Genomic DNA, 17,914 nt, shown 5'->3' with positions numbered 1-17,914 from the left:
CTCCTTTGCTCGAGAAATGGACTGTTGAGAGCGTCCTTGGCGGAGCCGGAAAGACGATTGACGCGGAATCTGCGGCCACGCGGCGCCAAGGCAACTCCATGACGACGACGCGGCGCGGATGACCTTGAAACGCGCCGGATCAACCATGACCGCGAACAAGCTCCAAACCGATTCTCCAGCCGCACCATCTGGATCTGCTGGTTCCCAGCTCGGTAGGAATTGGGTCAGGGAATCTGTCTTGGCGAGGCCGACGTGCAGCGGCACTGACTGCGATCGGACGTCTTGTCCCAATTGCCAATATATCCCGACGGGAACATGATGGAACGTGGCCGAACGACAAGCAGTTTCCCGTGCTGGTCCGGGAGACGGGAGGCTACTTTGGAAACAATGGTACGTTCCTCCAACGGTTTCCTGTCCGCGCTGTCGGCGGACGATTATGAATTGATCCGCCCCCACCTGCGGACGGGCGATCTGCCGCACGACGCGGTGCTGGTCGCGACCGGCGAAACGCTCAAGCGCGCCTACTTTCCCCATCGCGGCGTCATCTCGCTGGTGGTGGAGCTCGCCAGGGGCGAGCACGTGCAAGTCGCCATGATCGGCCGCGACAGCCTGCTCGGAACGCTCTCGATCATGGGCGATGCCTGCGCGCTGAACACGGCCATCGTGCTGGTTCCAGGCTCCGCCTCGATGATGGACCTCGACCGGCTGCGCGTCGCGGCCGACCAGAGCTGCACCCTGCGGACGCTGCTCACGCGTCACGGACTGGCGGTCTACGCGCAGGTGCAGCAGACCGCGGGCTGCAACGCCGCTCATCCGGTGGAGTCACGGCTGTCGCGCTGCCTGCTCCACACCCATGACCTCTCCGGCGACTACCGGCTGCTGCTGACCCAGGAGGCGATGGCGCAGATGATCGGCGCTCGGCGCAACAGCGTGTCGCTGGTCGCCAACACCTTGCAGCAGGCGAATTTCATTAACTACAGCCGCGGACACATCCAGATCCTCAACCTGGACGGCCTGCGCCAGACGGCGTGCGAATGCTACGCCACCGTGAAGGCGCAGTATGACCGGCTGCTCGGCCCGCGCTGACTGGCGCTGCGGCGTGGTAAACCGGCCGCTAATTCCGGCCCGCAAACACGGAATGTCCTGCTACCGGAACTGAAATCCAGATGCCGTAGACACGGATGTGCCGCGCGCGCCTGTACGGGCCGGCGGCAAACCGTGATCAAGGCAGGCCAAACCATGTTCGAAGTCACCGTCGCGCCTGCGCAAACAGTGCTTGATGCCGAACCCGCGCGCGAGCCGGGCGCGTACCAGGCGCTGGTGCGCGAGATCGGCGAGGATGGTGCTTGCGAAGTGCGCGACGTGTTCTGGAGCGAAACCTGCGCGCGTCTGCAATCGTTCCGCACGCTCTCGCTCGCGCAGCACCACGGCAGGATCGCCCGCGAAGCGCATTCGCTGAAGGGCGCGGCCGGAACGTTCGGCTATGTCAGGCTCGCGGTGCTGGCGCTGCGGCTGGAGAAGACCGCGGAGAGGCTCGGCGACGCCGGATTTTGCGACCTCCTGGACCTGATGGACGCCGCCTACGCTGCCGCGCGCGCGCAGGAGCCGGAGGGCTGACGCGCTCGCTCGAAACGCTCCAACCACTCACGCGTGCATGCCCGCCGTACTTCTACGGCTTGGGATTTTCACAGATGGCTAATCATAGGCAGCGATAGTCGCCGGAAACCAGGAGGGTTTCCATGTTCACCTACGAGACCGCGGACCAGAAAGAAGTTCGCCGCTTCCGCATCGCACAGTTCAACGGCCGGATGGCGACGGTGGCCGCTGGCGAGGCGACGGTGACCGGCTTCGTACGTTCGGTGCTGGAGCAGGAATCGAGCATGCCGCCCCGCTGGACCATCACGATCATTCCCAACGTGCCGAAGGACGAGCTCAAGCCGCTGCGGCCCTCGTCGCGCGCGCGTCCCTTCGCCGAAGATTATTTCTGAGCACGGTCGGAGCCGCGGGTCTTTTTCGAGAAATGCCTCACGCTTGGCCCTCGCCCGCTGCCGGGCGGCCCGACGCAAGGCCCTTCAGTCGATCGAATGCAGCAGCGCCGCACGGACGAGGTCCGCCGTGTTGCGCGCACCGAGCTTCCGCATCGCCTCGGCGCGATGGCTCTCGAAGGTGCGCGGGCTGATCTGCATCCGAAGCGCACCCTGCTTGTTCGAATAACCCTCGCTGATCAGCCTCAGCACCTCGCGCTCGCGCTTGGTCAGCCGCTTCTGGCCTGACAGGCCGAGGATTTCGGCGCTCGGCACGCGCTGCAGCTGTGGCGCGCGCGCGAACTTCGATTCGGCGCCCTCGGCCCTGGACGCGATCGGCAGGCCACCCGTGTGAGAACCGGCAAGCTGTTTGACGAGGCCACAAACCCGCTCGGTCTGCACTAGCGCATTCTCCACGACCCGCTGCAAATAGGCACGGTCGCCCGTCACCGGCGCGAGCTGATCGCTGTGATGCTTGATCTCGCCCATGTAGAGCAGGAGCGCCGTGAGGGGACCGTTGAGCTCGCGGGCGATGGCGGCTGCCATTTCGTCGGCCGCCTTGGCACGGGCGGCGTTCAGACGGACGGCATCGAGCTCTTCAGTTGGAGCGGCGTTGCTTTCGTACCATTCCGACGGCCGCGAATCAGTGGCCGTATCATTCTGTGACCCCATGTCACTCGTTTAGCGGAACCCAACGCGGTCTGTAGTTAACTTTTTGCTCCGTAAGACTACGGTGAATTTGGCAGTTTTGTGCTGAAACCCCGGCACAGGCACACTTTATGCTTGAGTGGCAACGTCCCTCAACATTCTTAGGTTGCTGAACCTGCCCAATTGATAGACGGGTCGCTCGACGCCTTCTTAACGATCAGATCCGCGCCGATTACCTGCGGCCTTGGATTTTACGGATATATTAACGGCGGCTTGCTTCTCTATGTCGCAATTGAGAGCGCGCAAATGCCTCCATGCATGGGGTCGGTAGGCCTGCTGGAAACGTTGCGGAAGATTGCGTGCCATGAACGAGATCGACCAGCTATCGAACTTCCTGCAGAAGCTGACGCCGCTGTCGCGCAGCTGCCTGCTCAGCGAGCTCGAACGGCTTGAGCTGTGCGGCATCGACATGCCGGGCTCGTCCGACCTGCAGTCCCGGTTGCGCGCCGAATTTCGCAAGGACGGATCGAACCAGGCGCGCGCCACCAGTCCCTCGCGCCATTTCTTTGCGCCGCTCGAGCTGCTTCTGATCGACGGCGCGCCCGAGCATGCCAACATGGGGCGGATCTCGCGCAACACCCTCACCCCGATCTGGGAGTGGATCTGCCGCGACCTGCTGCCGACCATGGCACGCGACTACATCAAGGCGATCAACGACCAGGTCGCCGCCAACAACCAGAAGGAAGTGCTGAAGATCGCATCGACCTTCCAGACCAAGGTCGTCAAGGTTCTCGAAAGCACCCTCGCATCAGCGGAGAGCACCGAGTTCGCGCGCGGCAAGCTCGCGCAATACACGGCATCGCACACCGCCTTCGAGGACGTGAAGAAGATCCAACATGTGCTGCGCGCCGGCGCCGCGCTGCCGAAGTTCAACGACAGGCTGCCCGAGAAGATCGCGAAGTTCGACGACGGCACGGTTGATCAGATCACCGCCCGATTGGACGCCTTCAAGAAGGCCCATCCCGAGGCGCTGCCGTTCGCGCTGACGCTGGTGGCGAGGCGGCTGAAGACGTTCTGGCAATTGGTGCGTCTTGCCACCAAGGCCGCAGCGAGCAAGGGCGCCGCCGATGTCGCCGCCGCGCCCTATGCCTGCGTCGTTCACATGGTGCTCGACCAGCTCGACGACAGGCGCCTCGCCTTGCGCATCGCGCTCCGGCACAACCGGGTGCTGATTGCGCGCGACCTGCTCGCCGAGATCTACGAGACCGAATATGCGCTCAAGGTGCGGATCGACGGCATCGAGCATTGCGAATGGGGCATTCGGCTCCAGCAATTGATGGACGCGATCGCGGCGCTGGTGTCCGCCGAGGTGAGCCGCTTCCCCTCCAATGTCGGCCACATTCTCGGTTCGCGCCGGCTGCGCAGCCACGACACGCTCGGTGGCAAGCTGTCCTATCTGGCCTGGAAGGGACGCGATGCGATTGAGGACGGCGCGGCCGCGTTGCGCAAGCTGATCGGCCAAACCTGATCCCGCGCTAATGCGCGCGCGGCAGGCACAGGAAACGATCGAGAAATCGCCCTGACAGCACGAACCTGAACCACCAATACATTATTCGCCGCGACGTCATTGCTGCGATCCTCGACAGCCCACCACCGGCTGCCCAGAGCAATAGCGCACGTGCAGCAATCCGCTTGTGATGTGCTTCACATTGGCGCCAGCGCGCACCGACGCATTGTCGCAGAACCGTCACGAGCGAACCGGGAAAAATGCGCGCGTCGCGCGCAATTGAGGCGCTCCATTATTCAATTGGGCGAGGCGCGCGTGGCTTGGTCCAATTGCAGGACAGCGCGCGTACATGCAGCCGCACTGCACGTCGCGAGATCTCCAGTGATTGTCGCAACCCTGCGCCCGGCGCGCGGGTAGACGTAAAAACTTCCCGACCGAGATCCAGATAATTTTAGACGTGATGGGCGCTTTAACGTTACTCAGATAATTCGACAATCGACTGAAGCCTTCCATATTTGAAACTGCTCACGTCGCTAACACACCGGCACGGAACGGGAGTGCTTGCGATGAACGACGAAATTGTAGAACTCGCCGAACGAAGGCCGAAAACCTTCGGACGGCGAAAGGTGAAGCCGCGCGCCTGCGTGGCCGACGGCAAGCGCCATCTTCGCGCGTTTCTCGCGGAAGTGCTGGAGGATCTCGGCTTCGTCACCACCGAATGCGCCAGTGCCGAGGAGCTGCAGAGCGTGCTGACAAGCGAATTGCCCGACCTGATCCTGCTCGGCATCGCCGCCGACGGCATCGAGCCCGGCAAATTTTTGGAGACGCTGGTGCGCGAGGCCTTCGACGGCAGGGTTCTGACTGTGGGCGCCCGCGAGTCGATCATCGTCAGGGCCGTGCAGCAGGTCGGCGAGGAATACGGCCTCAAGATGCTGCCGCCGCTGACGACGCCGTTTGCCGCGGAGACGCTGCGCGACCGTGTCGCGATGCTGTTGCCCGAGGAGCCGGCGCCGAGCCCCGCCGTGCACGTCGGCGAGGCCCTGCACGCCGGCTGGCTCGAGCTCTGGTACCAACCCAAGATCGACGCGCGCACGCTGATTCGCAATAGCGCCGAGGCGCTGGTGCGGATGCGGCATCCGACCTGGGGCGTGGTGCCGCCCGCCTATTTCATCCCCGAAGAGCACGACCCGAATATGCGCGACCTCTCCGAATTCGTGATCGAGCGCGCCATGCAGGACTGGCACTATCTACTGGAGCAGCAGAGCCCGGTCGATCTCGCGATCAATTTGCCGGCGTCCTATCTGAAGGAGCCGCAAGCCGTGCGTGATCTCTGCCGGCGCATGCCGACGCATCCGGCGTTCGGCGGGCTGACGATCGAAATCGACAGCGAGGAGGCGATCCGCGATCTCGATCTCCTGGCCGAGGTCGCCCGCGAACTGCGTCTGCACAATATCGGCCTGTCGGTCGACAATCTCGGCGCCAACTGGCCGTCGCTGATGGACCTTGGAAAAATTCCCTTCATCAAGCTGAAGGCCGACCGGCACTTCGTCACCGGCAGCGGCACTGATCGCCTCAAGCGCACGGTGTGCCGCCACATCGTCGAGCTTTCGCATGGCTATGGCGTGCGCGCCATCGCCGAGGGCGTCGAGAGCCGCGCCGACCTCGTCGCCGCCAACGAGCTCGGCTTCGACCTCGTGCAGGGTTTTCTGTTCGGCAAGCCGATGCCGCTGAAGAAGTTTGCGCGGAGCACGCTGACGCGGACGGTGATGGGGTGAGTCCTTGCGCGAGCGGCGGATTACGCTGTTGCCGCGCACCCCTCAGCCGTCGAGTGCACGGAGCTCGTTTCACCCATTGGGCTGCGTGCCTCGACCTGTTCGACGTGAAGCGCGAAGCTGGTCGCGCCGGAATGCTCGAGTCCTGCGCGGAGCCGCATGCTCGGAATCAGGTAATCGCCGCCATTCTGGCGCCGGTAGGGAATCGGGGATGTCGTCGCAAGCGTTCGCATCCTCTCGCGCAAACGTTCGGCAGTCGCTTGGAAACCCGCTTCGTCCAGTTTGTCGGCCTTGTAGACGACGAACGGCGGAAGCACGTCATAGCCGGGATAATAGAGGATGCCGTGATTGATCGGGAACAGCAGGTCGTCGATCGGCCCGTTGATCCCGCGCGCCGAATAATGCTCCTGCCAGCCGCCGGCGGTCACGATCAGCATCGCGCGTTTGCCCGCCAGCCTGCCTTCGCCGTAACGGTCGCCCCACCGCTTGTCGCTGTGCTCGCCGACGCCATAGGCGAAACCGTAGGCGAACACGCGGTCGACCCAGCCCTTGAGGATGGCCGGCATGCTGAACCACCATAGCGGGAATTGCAGGATCAGGACGTCCGCCCACAGCAGCTTCTCGATCTCGGCCTTGACGTCCGCGGTGAGTGTACCCGACTCGAACGCCTGCTTGGAGGCGGCGGCCGGCGCCAGCCGCCCGTCCGGCGGCAGCAGCGGAAAATCGGCGCGACCGACCTCGGATGTCCATCCCTGCGCGTAAAGGTCTGACACCCGCACCTCGTGTCCCTCAGCCTCGAGTTCTCTGACGGCAACGTCGCGGAGCGAGCCATTGAGGGAGCGCGGCTCGGGGTGAGCGAAGAGGATCAACACTTTCATGATCAGCACCTTGGTTGACGATTGCGAGCAGCAGGTAGCGCCTCCGACTGCAATCCGGTAGTTGTCGCCGATGGATAGGATCATGCCGAAATATGGATAAATCGGACGTGACGCTCGAACGCATGCGCAGCTTCGTGCGGGTCGCCGAGCGCGGAAGCCTGTCCGCGGTCGCGCGCGAGCTTGGTCTCGGCCAATCGACAGTGACGCGGCACCTTCGGGAACTGGAGCAGGCCGTCGGCGTGCCGCTGCTCACGCGGACCACGCGCAGCGTGACGATGACCGAGGAGGGGCGCCGCTATTACGCCGACTGCGTGCAGATCCTGCGCCTGGTCGAACTCGCCGGCGACGAGGCGCGCAGCACGCGCGGCGCGCCTGCCGGAACGGTGCGCGTCTCCTGCACCGCCGCCTTCGGCGTGCTCCACGTCAGCCGTCTGGTTTTCGCGTTCCAGGACCGCTATCCGGACGTGGCGGTGGATCTCAGCCTGACCGACGAGCGGATCGACCTCGTGCGGGAAGGTGTCGATATCGCTTTGCGTCTGGGGCCGCTCCCCGACAGCTCGATGAAGCTCAGGCTGCTTGGTCAGTCGCGGCGGGTGCTTGTGGCCGCACCGGACTATCTGGCGTCGCGCGGCAGGCCCGCGCGCCCGCAAGACCTCGCCAGCCACGAGGGTGTCAGGATGTCGAACATCGCCGGCAGCGACGTGCTCGTGCTGCACGGGCGCCGCGGCGGCCGTCATGTGGTCCCCTTCGCAGGGCGGCTGCGGGTGGATCACGGGCTTGCCGCACGCGAGGCGCTCGCGGCCGGTCGTGGCATTGCGCCGGCGCATCTTTGGCTCGTCGACGACCTGCTTGCCTCCGGCCAACTCGAGCGCGTGCTTGAAGACTACGCGCCGCCGTCCGTTCCGCTCAACATGCTGATCGTGCCGGAGCGGTCCGGCATCGCGCGGGTACGGCTGCTGGTCGATTTTCTTGCCGAGGGAATCGCACAGCTGCCGGGGATTGAAAAGCCGCAACCGGGCAAGAGGTAAGGCCGCATCAATTCGGCCTCAGGCAAACCGCCGTGCGAAGAAGACGCAGGCGACCACCAGCGCGGTCGCGACGATCATGCTCCAGGCCACAGGTTCGTGCAGGAGCAGGCCTGCAAGCGCAAGGCCGAAGAACGGCTGGAGCTGCTGCAACTGGCCGACGCGGGCGATGCCGCCGATCGCAAGCCCGCGGTACCAGAAGATGAAACCGACGAACATGCTGAAGACCGAGACGTAGGCGAGCCCGATCCAGGCGGGCACACCGACGCCGCTCCATGTCGACGGCCAGGTTAGAATCGCGACCGGCACCATCAGCGGCAGCGACAGCAGCAGCGCCCAGGAGATCACCTGCCAGCCGCCGAGCCGGCGCGACAGCGCGGCGCCTTCGGCATAGCCGAGCCCGCACAGCACGATCGCCGCGACCATCAGGAGATCGCCGGTGAGCGATGCGGTGCCGTCGTTGGACAGCGCAAAGCCGGCGACAGTGGCGCTGCCCAGAATTGCAAAGAGCCAGAACATCGGCTGCGGCCGCTCGCCGCCGCGCAGCACGCCGAAGATCGCGGTCGACAGCGGCAAGAGCCCGATGAAGACGATCGAATGCGCCGAGGTGATGTGCTGGAGCGCAAGCGCCGTCAGCAAGGGAAAGCCGACCACGACGCCGATGGCGACGATCGCGAGCGAGACGAGATCCTTGCGCTGCGGCCGCGCCTGACGGAGCAGGCCGAGCACGGCCACACCGATCAGCGCCGCGATGACCGCGCGCGCCGAGGTCAGGAACAGCGCGGAAAACCCGCCGACCGCCACGCGGGTCGCCGGCAGCGATGCGCTGAAGATGATGACGCCAAGAAGCCCGTTGCCCAAGCCGCTGCCGGAAGAGTGCATGCCCATCTCGCCTTGTCGGTGGTGATCCGAACTGGCGAGGCCAGCCGGTGTCGCGACGATTACCTGTAAGCCTCCCAAGGCCCAACAACAAAAAGCGCGAAAACAACCCCATGCACAGTAGCCGGAGCTGCAAGATCAATGACTTACGCCGGGGCGGAATCGTGTTTCTAGACCGCGATCGTGATGCGGCGGGCGCTGAAGGCGAGCCGGGGATGATTGCCGACGAGCAGCAGGGCTGCGTGGGACACTTAATTCGCCTTGATGCCCGCTTCACTGATCAGCTTGCCCCATTTCGAGCTTTCGCTTTGGATGAAGCGGCTGAACTCCTCCGGCGAGGTCGGTGCAGGCTCTGCGCCAAGCGTCCGGATCTTCTCGACCACCGATGGATCCTTCAGGGCCTTTCCGAAGGCTTCGTTCAACCGGCCGACGATATCGGCTGGCGTGCCGGCCGGAGCAACCAGCCCGAACCAGCCAACGGATTCGAAACCCGCAATACCGCTCTCGGCGAGTGTCGGCACATCAGGCAAGGACGACAGACGCTGCGCAGACGACACACCGATGGCGTTGAGCTTACCTTCGAGGATCAGTTGCCTCGATGCGGGGATATCCAGTACCGCGAAGGGGACATGGCCTGCGAGAACATCGACCGTCGCCGGCGCGGTCCCGCGATAGGGGACCAGCTCCATGGCGATCCCGGTCTTCTGCGTGAACAGTGCCGCGGTCAAGTGCATGGCGGTCGAATTGCCGCCATGCCCGATCGACAACGCGCCCGGCTTGGCCTTGGCGAGCGCGATCGATTCCGCGACCGTATGCGCCGGCACGTTCGCTGACGCAACCAGCACGAAGGGAATTTTCGCGAGCAGGGTGATCGGCGCAAGATCCTTCGGATCGAACGGCATCGACGAATTGAGATGCGGATTGACCGTCAGGCTGCCTGCCGGCGCAATGCCGAGCGTATAGCCGTCAGGCTTGCCCTGCGCGACCGCGGCCATGCCGATGTTGCCTCCAGCACCCGCGCGGTTCTCGATCACGAGACCCTGTTTGAGCTCGGCAGTGACCAGCGGTTCGAGCGCGCGGATGACGGTATCGGCGCTGCCGCCGGGCGGAAAGGTCACGATGATCTTGATCAATTGCTCGGGATAGACCGCTCGGACCGCCTCCAGCGGCAGCACGGCGAAACTCGCGGCCGTCAGCACGGCCAAAATGCGGCGGCTTGCAACGTGAAACACGTTTCCCTCCTGGTGCGAGTCTTTTTTTGTTTTGTGAACCACGACTTTGTAAATCACCTGCCGGCGGACTTCGCCGCGAGACCGTCCGCTTCAAATCGCCTTACGCCGAAGCGCCGGTGATGCGCGTCAGCAAGCCTTGTGGGTCCGCTGGCGCGGCCTGCCCGCGCCAGGCGATGTGCTGATCGGGCCGCGCCAGCACCAGCTTCTCGGCATACGCGCCGTTCGCTTCGTCCGGCGCAATGTCGAGCAGCGCGAGCGGAATGCCGCGCTGCTCTGCGGCAGACTTCAATGGCGCTACATCGATCGCCGGATCGAACCGCAGCAAAGTGTAGCCGACGCCGAAGGCATCGTAGAGCGATCGCCCGTCCCGCAGAAACAGGTGCGGCGCGCGAGCGCCCGGCACGGTGGAGGGGGTGAAGCTGCCCATCGCGTAAGCGGGCGGCGTCTCGCCGTCATAGGCGATGATCGGCGAGGCATCGTAATAGTAGCCGAAGTTCAATCCGGCACAGCAATATTGCTGCACGTTGAGATCGTAGGCCGCCCTGGCCAGCGCTGCGCGCGCGGCGTGGCCGCGCGGCGTGTCGTCCTCGATCTCCGCGGAGACTCCACCACGCTGCGCCATCATCTTCATCGCATGGTCCATGGCAAAGCGCGACACCTGTTCGGTGATGGGCTGACGCTCCGCCTCGTAGGCATCCAGGATCGAAGCCGGCGCCCACCCGTTCAGATGCGCCGCCACCTGCCAGCACAGGTCGACGGCGTCCGCAATCCCCGCATTCATGCCGTAGCCCGCATACGGCATCCACAGATGCGCGGCGTCGCCGCAGATGAAGACTCTGCGGTCGCGGAAGCGATCGGCGACAAGCCGGCGGCCGACCCAGTCCTCCTTGCTGAGGACGCGGTATTCGAAGCGCTCGTCGACGCCGAGAATGGCGCGGATCGCCCAGTCCCGATCGACCGAATCAAATTCGGGCTCGTCTGGCTTCAGGTGATTATGGATCAGCCAGCGGTCCTGACCGTCGATCGCCACCGTCGTGCCTGAGCGTCGCGGGTTGAGCGAGAGCACCATCCAGGCCGGCTTGTGCGCGCCCATCAGCTCCTTGAGCTGCGGCGCTTCGATGAAGGTCGATTGCACGCGCTGGATCACCGGCGTGCCGGACAGGTTGGCGCCGATCGATCTGCGAACCAGGGAACGGCTGCCATCGCAACCGATCACAAAGGAAGCCTCGATGCGGAGCGAGCTTCCGCTGTCGAGGTCGCGCGCCAATGCGACCACATGGTCGTCATTCTGCTCGATGTCCGTGATTTCCGTGCGCGCCAGAATGGTGATGCGCGACTGAGCGGCGGCATGGCTGAACAGGATCGGCTCGAGATAGACTTGGTTGATCCGGTGCGGCGGCTCCGGCGTCGGCCACCAGGTGTCGGGGCCGCCGGTGGCGCTGTAGCGGCGTGCGCGCGAGGGAATGTCGATGCGGCACAGCTCGATGCCGGTCGCCGTGGTCCGGTAGGAGCAGTCGTTCGGGAAATCTGCGGGCAGGCCTGCGTCGCGCAGCTTTGCGGCGACGCCGAGCCGGCGGAAGATCTCCATCGAACGCGCCGAGACGTGATTGCATTTGACGCTGGGCGGATCGCCGGCATGGCGGATCTCCGCGACCACGACGTCGATCCCACGGGAAGCCAGATCCATCGCCGCGGTCAATCCGACGGGCCCGGCGCCCACCACCAGCACCTGTGTCCTCATGTTCGTTTCCAATCCCTTGGCGATCGCCGCTTCACCGACCACGGCATGCATTTTATTGCATGCTCGCTTATGATAAGCCGGAAAGAACTCATCAATTCATGAGCTTTGCCTATGAACGTCACCTTACGGCAATTGCAGGCCTTCACCGGCGTGTACCGTACGCGCAGCATCACGCGGGCTGCGCGCGAGCTGGGGATCACGCAATCGGCGGCGAGCCTGTTGATCCAACAGCTCGAAGCGCAGCTCGGCGTCAAACTGTTCGATCGCTCCACTCGTTCGGTGCAGCCGACGCGGGCCGCTGACGAGGCAGTTCATGCCGCCGAACGGATGCTGGGCGATGCGCTGGGCCTGTCGCGGCGCATGCGTGACCTCGCGCAGGCGCGCGCCGGCCGAGTCGCGTTTCTCGCCTCAGCCGGTACCGCATCGGCACTGCTGCCCTCGGTGCTGGCAAAATTCCGGGCAGGCTATCCCGACATCGAAATCGACATGCGCGACGTCGCCGCCGACGATCTCGTTCCACGTCTGATCGCGACGGATGCGGAGTTCGCGATCGGCAGCGTCGAGGGAGAATTCGCGGAGCTGACGATCGAGACGCTGACCCGCGGCCGCCTGAGCGCCATCGGCCGGCGCACCCCCGACTTCGCGGCACGGCGCTCACTGACATGGGACGAATTGGATCAGATGCCGACGATCGCGATGCGGCGCGAGACGCGGATACGCATGCAGATCGATCAGGCGCTGGGGAGCCAGGGCAAGCACCTCAACCCGACCTATGAAGTGACGCTGATCAACACCGCGCTCGCCATGACGGCGCAGGGCCTCGGCCTTGCTATCCTTCCTGCGACGATGCTGCCGGCCGATCAATTTCCAACTCTGATCGCAAAGCCGCTGATACGCCCTGCCATCACCCGCCCGGTGTCGCTGCTGCAGCGCCAGGGTCGGACGCTGTCGCCGGCCGCGCAGGCGTTCGTGGCGACGGCGCGGACGGTGCTGGCGGAGCGAGAGCCGGCAAGATCAGACTGATCTGCCGAGCTTTCTGGAAAGCCGTTTTATTGTGGCGGATGATGTTGGCGGAGAGGGAGGGATTCGAACCCCCGATAGGCTTGCACCTATGCCGCATTTCGAGTGCGGTGCATTCGACCACTCTGCCACCTCTCCTGAAGGCGCCAAGTAAGGAGCATGGCCCCTGTGGTTCGGGCGTTAATAGGCGAGGATGGCGGGCCAGACAAGGCTTGCGAGGGCGAAAATCGGGCCGGTTTTCCGGCTGGACCCACGATGTCACGGTGATGATCGGGGGCGATCGCGGATTTCGGCGGCGGTTTGCGCGGGAATGGGCCTGAGCCGTTCGCCACTGACCCGGCGCGAGCCCGATGCGGCACGTCGGTGCCGAATCACTGGTACCCGCAAAAGGCGGGGTGGGACCGCCAGACGCGGTAAACACTGGCGGTCCCGGTGCCGCTCATTGAAATACTGGCTGGGAAGGGCGGCTTCGCCGGCCAGGTGAGGCGACGGTTTCGACCGTAGCGTGCGGGCGGTGCACCGCAACGCAATCCGGTCCTTAACCTAACCAGTCAAGGTTACTCCTTGTCGGACTTGGCCTTTTTCTTCCCGTTCTCCGTAGAATCGCGGTCTTTGTCTTTGTCCTTGCCGTTGTCCTTGCGGCGGTTGGTGAAGCGGGCATTGCCGAGGCCGGTGCCGATGGTGAGCACGCCCCAGCGATCGACGTCCTGCATGAACGGCACCTCGGAGAGGCCCTGAACCACGCCGTCATTGTGCATCAGGATCGCGGTGTCGTGCTCGCCGATCTGCGGAATGCCCTCGAGCAGGCTCGCCGGCAGGTTGAACTTGCTGCTCTCCCAATTGCCCGGCAGGTTCTGTGCGCCTTTCTCGATGGAGCCGTCCGCGTTGATCACGCCGGGACAGGCGATGCCGATGAACGGCGCCAGCTTGTAGCCTTCCTTCTCGGCCTCGGTGATCAGCCCCTTCAGCATCTTCGTCAGCCGCTTCACCGCGCCTTCGCGCGTCGGCTCGTCGTCGGCATGACGCCACAGCTCGGACTTCACGACCTTGGCTTTCGACAGGTCTTTTGCCTTTTTCCAGCTGGTCTCAACCAGGCCGCAGCGGATGTTGGTGCCGCCGATATCGACGGCGAGGATGCTGTCATGGGCCTCGAAGATCCACGACGGCGCCAAATGCAGCGCGCCGATCAGGCCGGCCTCGTCGGGATGATGGCGGATCGGCAGCATGTCGATCTTGAAGCCCTCGGCGATGAGGATAATCTCGGTGCGCGCGATCGCGAGCTCGCCGAGCCGGGAATCGCGAAAACCGCCGCCGACCACGATGCGCTCGGTCTTGGCCCAGGCCTTGGACTTGAGGAAGCGGCGGGTGACGTAAGCGAGCTCCTGGGCGAAGTCCTCGATGGCGCTATGCACCACCGCCCAGGCCTCGGTGTCGTCGCCGACCAGGATGGCGTCCAGCGTCTTCTTGCTGATCTCGTCCGACGGCTCCTTGCCGAACGGGTCCTCGCCGGACTTGCGCAGCGGCTTGCGCCAGCGCTCGAGGATCTCGCGGAACGCGCCCTTGCTGGCGCGGTCGCCGATGAAGCCATCCTCGTCCTTCATCTCGATGTTGAAGCTGTCGATATCCACCGACGGCAGCCGCTCCGCGCCGTGATGAGCGATGCCCGTCGTCGTCTTGACCAGCTCGTCTGTTGCCATGGTAAGCCCCTTGCCCGTGTGACTGAATTCGCCGGGACAACGGCGGGGGAACCTGTTGGTTGCGGCGCGGTCCGAAATTCGCCTGCGGGCCGGATCGGGCCCAAATGCTTCAAATCCGGCCGTTTTCGCCGGCTTTTCCTTGACTCCGGGGGATCAGCGGCTATAAATCCCGCAACCGGCGCGGGGCGTTTCTCGCGCCGCTTGTTTTTACGTGGGTTTTCAAAGGGATAACTCCCGCCCGCACAAAACTCGCATAAACCCATAACGGCTGACAAAAAGCCGGCCCCGACAATATGTCGCGAGGCCGGGAATGAACACGAAGGAAAACAACGATGTTCGCAGTCATCAAAACCGGCGGCCGGCAGTACCGCGTCGTTCCGGATGATGTCCTGGAAGTAGGCAAGATCGAAGGCGAAGTCGGCTCGATCGTGCAGCTCAATGAAGTTCTCCTGGTCGGCGGCGACACGCCGATCCTGGGTCTGCCCACGGTCGCCGGCGCGTCCGTTGCGGTCGAGGTGCTCGACCACAAGCGCGGTCCCAAGGTCATCGCTTTCAAGAAGCGCCGCCGCAAGAATTCGCGCCGCAAGCGCGGCTATCGCGACGAGATCACCGTGCTGCGCATCTCGGAGATCCTGACGGACGGCGCCAAGCCCACCAAGGGGCCGCGTCCGAAGCGGGAGAAGGTCGCCAAGCCAGAGACCACGACCGAAGAGGCCGCCGCATAATTTGATCACGCGCCGTCACGAAGTGATGCGTGAGAAATTGTGAAATGATTCCGTCAAGGAATTGATCTAGAAATACGTAGAATTTCGGAGACGAGCCATGGCTCACAAAAAAGCAGGCGGTTCATCGCGCAACGGTCGCGATTCCAAGGGCAAGCGCCTCGGTATCAAGGCGTTCGGCGGGGAAGTTGTGATTCCCGGCAACATCATTGCGCGTCAGCGCGGCACCACCTGGCATCCCGGCCTTAATGTCGGCATGGGCACGGACCACACCTTGTTCGCCAAGATCGAGGGCCGCGTAACGTTCCAGGCCAAAGCCAACGGCCGCACCTTCATCTCGGTGCTCCCGCTCGCAGAGGCGGCTGAATAGACGGTGGATCAAATTTGGAGTCCGCCGGGTCCCAGACCGAACCGGCGGAGTCCTTGAGATCACAGATCGAAGGCTCCAGGGGAGGCGGGAAACCGGCCTCCCCTTTCGTTTGCGTGCTCACTTTTCACTTTAGTGACTTCGACGGAGCCGGACATGTTGCAGGATTTTTCGAGCGTGACCTTGCGGGAGGCGAGACCCAGCGTCGTCGCCACCGAGCGGCTGACCTTGCGGCGGCCGACCCTCGCCGATGTCAGGACCATCGCCCTCCTCGCCAACGACCGTCGCGTCGCCGAAAACACAAGGCGCCTCCCGCATCCCTATTCGCAGGACGACGCCATCGCCTTCATCCGCGCCAGCGCCCTGCCCGGCAGCGAGACGGTGTTCCTGATCGAGCATGACAGCGGCCCCATCGGCATGGTCGGCATCGACCGCTCGACGCCCGACAACGCCGAGCTCGGCTATTGGCTCGGCGTCGAGCATTGGGGCCGGGGCTTTGCCACCGAGGCCGCACGCGGCGCGATCGACTTCTTCTTCGAGGAGTTCGAGGACGATCATCTCTATGCAGGCGCGCGCGTCACCAACCCGGCCTCGCGCAACGTGCTGGAGAAGTGCGGCTTCCAGTGGAGCGGCGTCCAGCTGCATCGCTTCCTGGCGCTGGGCTCGTCCACGCCCGTCGACTGCTTCCGTCTCTCGCGCGGCGTGTGGGCGTCGCTGAAGAGCTGGAGCAGCGCGCGAAGGGTGAGGTAGGGCGGAGGCGGCTCAAACTGTCGTCCTGGTGAAAGCCAGGACGACGCTCGAATTTATTCCGCTGTAATCACGCTGGCGGATTCACATCCGCGTCCCTGCGTCCGAGATCGCGCTCACGCAGATAAATATAGAACCCGGCGGCGATGATGATGGCGGCGCCGACGATGGTGGCGATTTCGGGCACGTCGCCGAACACGACGAAGCCGAAGATCACCGCCCAGACGATCATCGAATATTGATAGGGCACGACGACGCTGGCCGGCGCGAGCTTGAGCGAGCGGTTGACGCAGAACAGCGCCGTGACCGAGACGCATCCCGCCAGCGCGAAGATCACGAGGCTGCCCGATGTCGGCGGCACCCAGTGGAACGCCGACAGCACAGCGCCCAGCAAGAACGTGCCGACGAATTGCGACGACGCCATCACGATATCGGGCGTCTTGCGCAGGCTGCGCGTGATCAACATCAGCGTTGCGAAAGAAAGACTGCCGCCAAGCGCGATCAGCGCCGGCAGGCTCACCGTCTGTGCCGAGGGCCGCAGCGCGATCAGGACGCCGCAGAAGCCGATCAGGATCGCCGTCCAGCGCCGCCAGCCGACCTTCTCGCCGAGAAAGATCGCCGACATCGCGGTGACGAAAATGGGCCCGGCGAGATAATAGGTGATGACGTCGGCGAGCGGCAGGTAGACCGTCGCAAGGAAGAAGGCCGCCACTTCCAGCGTCGACAGCACGACGCGAAAGAGCTGGAGACCCGGCCGCTCCAGATGCAGGAACTGGTGACGCTGCCGCCAGACCAACGGCGACAGCAGCAGCAGCGCCGCGCAGGCGCGCAGGAACAGCAGCTGCCCCACCGAATAAGTCCCGACCAGGAACTTGCCCATGGCATCGCCAAACGAGAACATGAAGATCGACAGCACCATGAGCGCAATCCCGGCAAGGCGCGCCGAGCGTTCGTCATAGGCCGATAGATTCTTGAACAGGGGCATCGAGCGCCGTTGTAATGACGCAGGCCGTCACGACAAGCCCGCGTTGGACGAATTGAACGGATTGTCGCACTCTCCGCGTCGCGGTAGCGACAGGTGTCTCACAAGAGAGCCAGGAAAGAGCTTAGCCATGACCGACTTCGACCCGGCCCGGCATCACATGATCCCCGCGCAACGCTGGTTTGAGGATTTCGTGGTCGGCGAGCGCTTCGTGCTGCCGAGCCGCACGCAGACGACGGCGGTGTTCGCGGCGTTCCAGACCGCGAGCGGCGACACGCATCCGGTGCATTACGACGTGGAGTATTGCCGCAGCCGCGGCATGCCGCATCTGCTCGCCCACGGTTTCCAGACGCTGATCCACACCGCGCCCGGCGCCGGCCTGTTTCCGTTCATGGTCGAGGACTCCCTGGTCGGCTTCCTCGAGCAATCCAGCCGGTTCCTCAAACCTGTCTTCGCCGACGACACAATCTATCCCGCGCTCGAGGTCACCGAGCTGGTGCCGGGACGCTCGACCGGCGTGGTGACGCTCAAAAGCACCGTGTTCAACCAGCGCAAGGAGCTGGTGCTGGAGGGCACGCAGAAATTCCTGATCCGGCGCCGGCCAGCTGGTTAAGCAAGGCCACAAATCGCCGGGTTTCGGCCGATTTGCGGGTCCATCCGGGTTGCCGCGCGG

18 protein-coding genes and 1 tRNA gene are annotated in these 17,914 nt (G+C 64.3%); 11 read left to right on the top strand and 8 right to left on the bottom strand.

Going from position 1 to position 17,914, the window contains the following annotated elements:
* Positions 1-387 precede the first annotated feature (387 nt).
* From IVB07_RS01125 to IVB07_RS01115, 3 genes are all read left to right on the top strand, one after another.
* Complete coding sequence (locus IVB07_RS01125; protein WP_018459877.1) at positions 388-1,086, top strand: Crp/Fnr family transcriptional regulator; 699 nt, start codon at positions 388-390, stop codon at positions 1,084-1,086.
* Between the two features lie 153 nt (positions 1,087-1,239).
* Positions 1,240-1,617, top strand: coding sequence for an Hpt domain-containing protein (locus IVB07_RS01120; protein WP_018459876.1), 378 nt, complete (start codon positions 1,240-1,242; stop codon positions 1,615-1,617).
* A 122-nt stretch (positions 1,618-1,739) separates the two neighbouring features.
* Entirely contained in the window at positions 1,740-1,988 is a 249-nt protein-coding gene (locus IVB07_RS01115) for a hypothetical protein (RefSeq protein ID WP_018459875.1), read from the top strand.
* Between the two features lie 84 nt (positions 1,989-2,072).
* Here IVB07_RS01115 and IVB07_RS01110 read toward each other — a convergent pair whose 3' ends face one another.
* Positions 2,073-2,696, bottom strand: coding sequence for a helix-turn-helix transcriptional regulator (locus tag IVB07_RS01110; protein WP_018459874.1), 624 nt, complete (start codon positions 2,694-2,696; stop codon positions 2,073-2,075).
* Between the two features lie 340 nt (positions 2,697-3,036).
* On the opposite strand from IVB07_RS01110, the gene IVB07_RS01105 reads away from it, so the two are divergent.
* Positions 3,037-4,200, top strand: coding sequence for a hypothetical protein (locus IVB07_RS01105; protein WP_018459873.1), 1,164 nt, complete (start codon positions 3,037-3,039; stop codon positions 4,198-4,200).
* A gap of 545 nt (positions 4,201-4,745) precedes the next feature.
* The gene (locus tag IVB07_RS01100) at positions 4,746-5,954 is read left to right on the top strand and encodes an EAL domain-containing response regulator (protein ID WP_026233896.1); all 1,209 of its coding nucleotides are present in this window, start codon (positions 4,746-4,748) and stop codon (positions 5,952-5,954) included.
* 20 nt (positions 5,955-5,974) lie between these two features.
* On the opposite strand, the gene IVB07_RS01095 is transcribed toward IVB07_RS01100, so the two are convergent.
* A complete protein-coding gene (locus IVB07_RS01095; RefSeq protein WP_039801040.1) occupies positions 5,975-6,829 on the bottom strand; it encodes an NAD(P)H-dependent oxidoreductase in 855 nt (284 codons plus the stop codon).
* A gap of 92 nt (positions 6,830-6,921) precedes the next feature.
* On the opposite strand from IVB07_RS01095, the gene IVB07_RS01090 reads away from it, so the two are divergent.
* Entirely contained in the window at positions 6,922-7,857 is a 936-nt protein-coding gene (locus IVB07_RS01090) for a LysR family transcriptional regulator (RefSeq protein WP_018459869.1), read from the top strand.
* A gap of 18 nt (positions 7,858-7,875) precedes the next feature.
* On the opposite strand, the gene IVB07_RS01085 is transcribed toward IVB07_RS01090, so the two are convergent.
* The 3 genes from IVB07_RS01085 to IVB07_RS01075 all read right to left on the bottom strand — a co-directional run bounded on the left by IVB07_RS01085 (position 7,876) and on the right by IVB07_RS01075 (position 11,706).
* Positions 7,876-8,736, bottom strand: coding sequence for a DMT family transporter (locus IVB07_RS01085; protein ID WP_026233895.1), 861 nt, complete (start codon positions 8,734-8,736; stop codon positions 7,876-7,878).
* Between the two features lie 248 nt (positions 8,737-8,984).
* Entirely contained in the window at positions 8,985-9,965 is a 981-nt protein-coding gene (locus IVB07_RS01080) for a tripartite tricarboxylate transporter substrate binding protein (protein ID WP_247295759.1), read from the bottom strand.
* Between the two features lie 100 nt (positions 9,966-10,065).
* Positions 10,066-11,706, bottom strand: coding sequence for an FAD-dependent oxidoreductase (locus IVB07_RS01075; protein ID WP_162496289.1), 1,641 nt, complete (start codon positions 11,704-11,706; stop codon positions 10,066-10,068).
* A gap of 111 nt (positions 11,707-11,817) precedes the next feature.
* Here IVB07_RS01075 and IVB07_RS01070 point away from each other — a divergent pair, with 111 nt between their 5' ends.
* On the top strand, positions 11,818-12,729 hold the full coding sequence (locus IVB07_RS01070) for a LysR family transcriptional regulator (RefSeq protein WP_018459865.1): 912 nt from the start codon (positions 11,818-11,820) through the stop codon (positions 12,727-12,729).
* Between the two features lie 45 nt (positions 12,730-12,774).
* Here IVB07_RS01070 and IVB07_RS01065 read toward each other — a convergent pair.
* Positions 12,775-12,864, bottom strand: a tRNA-Ser gene (locus IVB07_RS01065).
* A 419-nt stretch (positions 12,865-13,283) separates the two neighbouring features.
* The gene (locus IVB07_RS01060; protein ID WP_018459864.1) at positions 13,284-14,423 is read right to left on the bottom strand and encodes an ROK family protein; all 1,140 of its coding nucleotides are present in this window, start codon (positions 14,421-14,423) and stop codon (positions 13,284-13,286) included.
* Positions 14,424-14,755: 332 nt separating this feature from the next.
* Here IVB07_RS01060 and rplU point away from each other — a divergent pair, with 332 nt between their 5' ends.
* The 3 genes from rplU to IVB07_RS01045 all read left to right on the top strand — a co-directional run bounded on the left by rplU (position 14,756) and on the right by IVB07_RS01045 (position 16,262).
* On the top strand, positions 14,756-15,148 hold the full coding sequence (gene rplU / locus IVB07_RS01055) for a 50S ribosomal protein L21 (RefSeq protein WP_007604396.1): 393 nt from the start codon (positions 14,756-14,758) through the stop codon (positions 15,146-15,148).
* Between the two features lie 97 nt (positions 15,149-15,245).
* Positions 15,246-15,515 carry a 50S ribosomal protein L27 gene (gene rpmA / locus IVB07_RS01050; RefSeq protein WP_018459863.1) on the top strand — a complete coding sequence of 90 codons (270 nt, stop codon included), beginning with the start codon at positions 15,246-15,248 and terminating at the stop codon, positions 15,513-15,515.
* Between the two features lie 153 nt (positions 15,516-15,668).
* Positions 15,669-16,262, top strand: coding sequence for a GNAT family N-acetyltransferase (locus IVB07_RS01045; RefSeq protein WP_018459862.1), 594 nt, complete (start codon positions 15,669-15,671; stop codon positions 16,260-16,262).
* 67 nt (positions 16,263-16,329) lie between these two features.
* Here IVB07_RS01045 and IVB07_RS01040 read toward each other — a convergent pair whose 3' ends face one another.
* Positions 16,330-17,244: a DMT family transporter gene (locus IVB07_RS01040; RefSeq protein WP_018459861.1), complete on the bottom strand. Its 915-nt coding sequence runs from the start codon at positions 17,242-17,244 to the stop codon at positions 16,330-16,332.
* 127 nt (positions 17,245-17,371) lie between these two features.
* Between IVB07_RS01040 and IVB07_RS01035 the strand changes: the two genes are divergently transcribed.
* A complete protein-coding gene (locus IVB07_RS01035) occupies positions 17,372-17,854 on the top strand; it encodes a MaoC family dehydratase (RefSeq protein ID WP_247767442.1) in 483 nt (160 codons plus the stop codon).
* The last annotated feature ends 60 nt before the right edge of the window (positions 17,855-17,914 follow it).

The sequence above is a fragment of the Bradyrhizobium sp. 172 genome (genome assembly GCF_023101065.1).
GTDB lineage: Bacteria > Pseudomonadota > Alphaproteobacteria > Rhizobiales > Xanthobacteraceae > Bradyrhizobium > Bradyrhizobium canariense_D.
The sequence above is the reverse complement of the archived record's forward strand: the minus strand, read 5'-3'. Positions and strand labels throughout refer to the sequence as shown.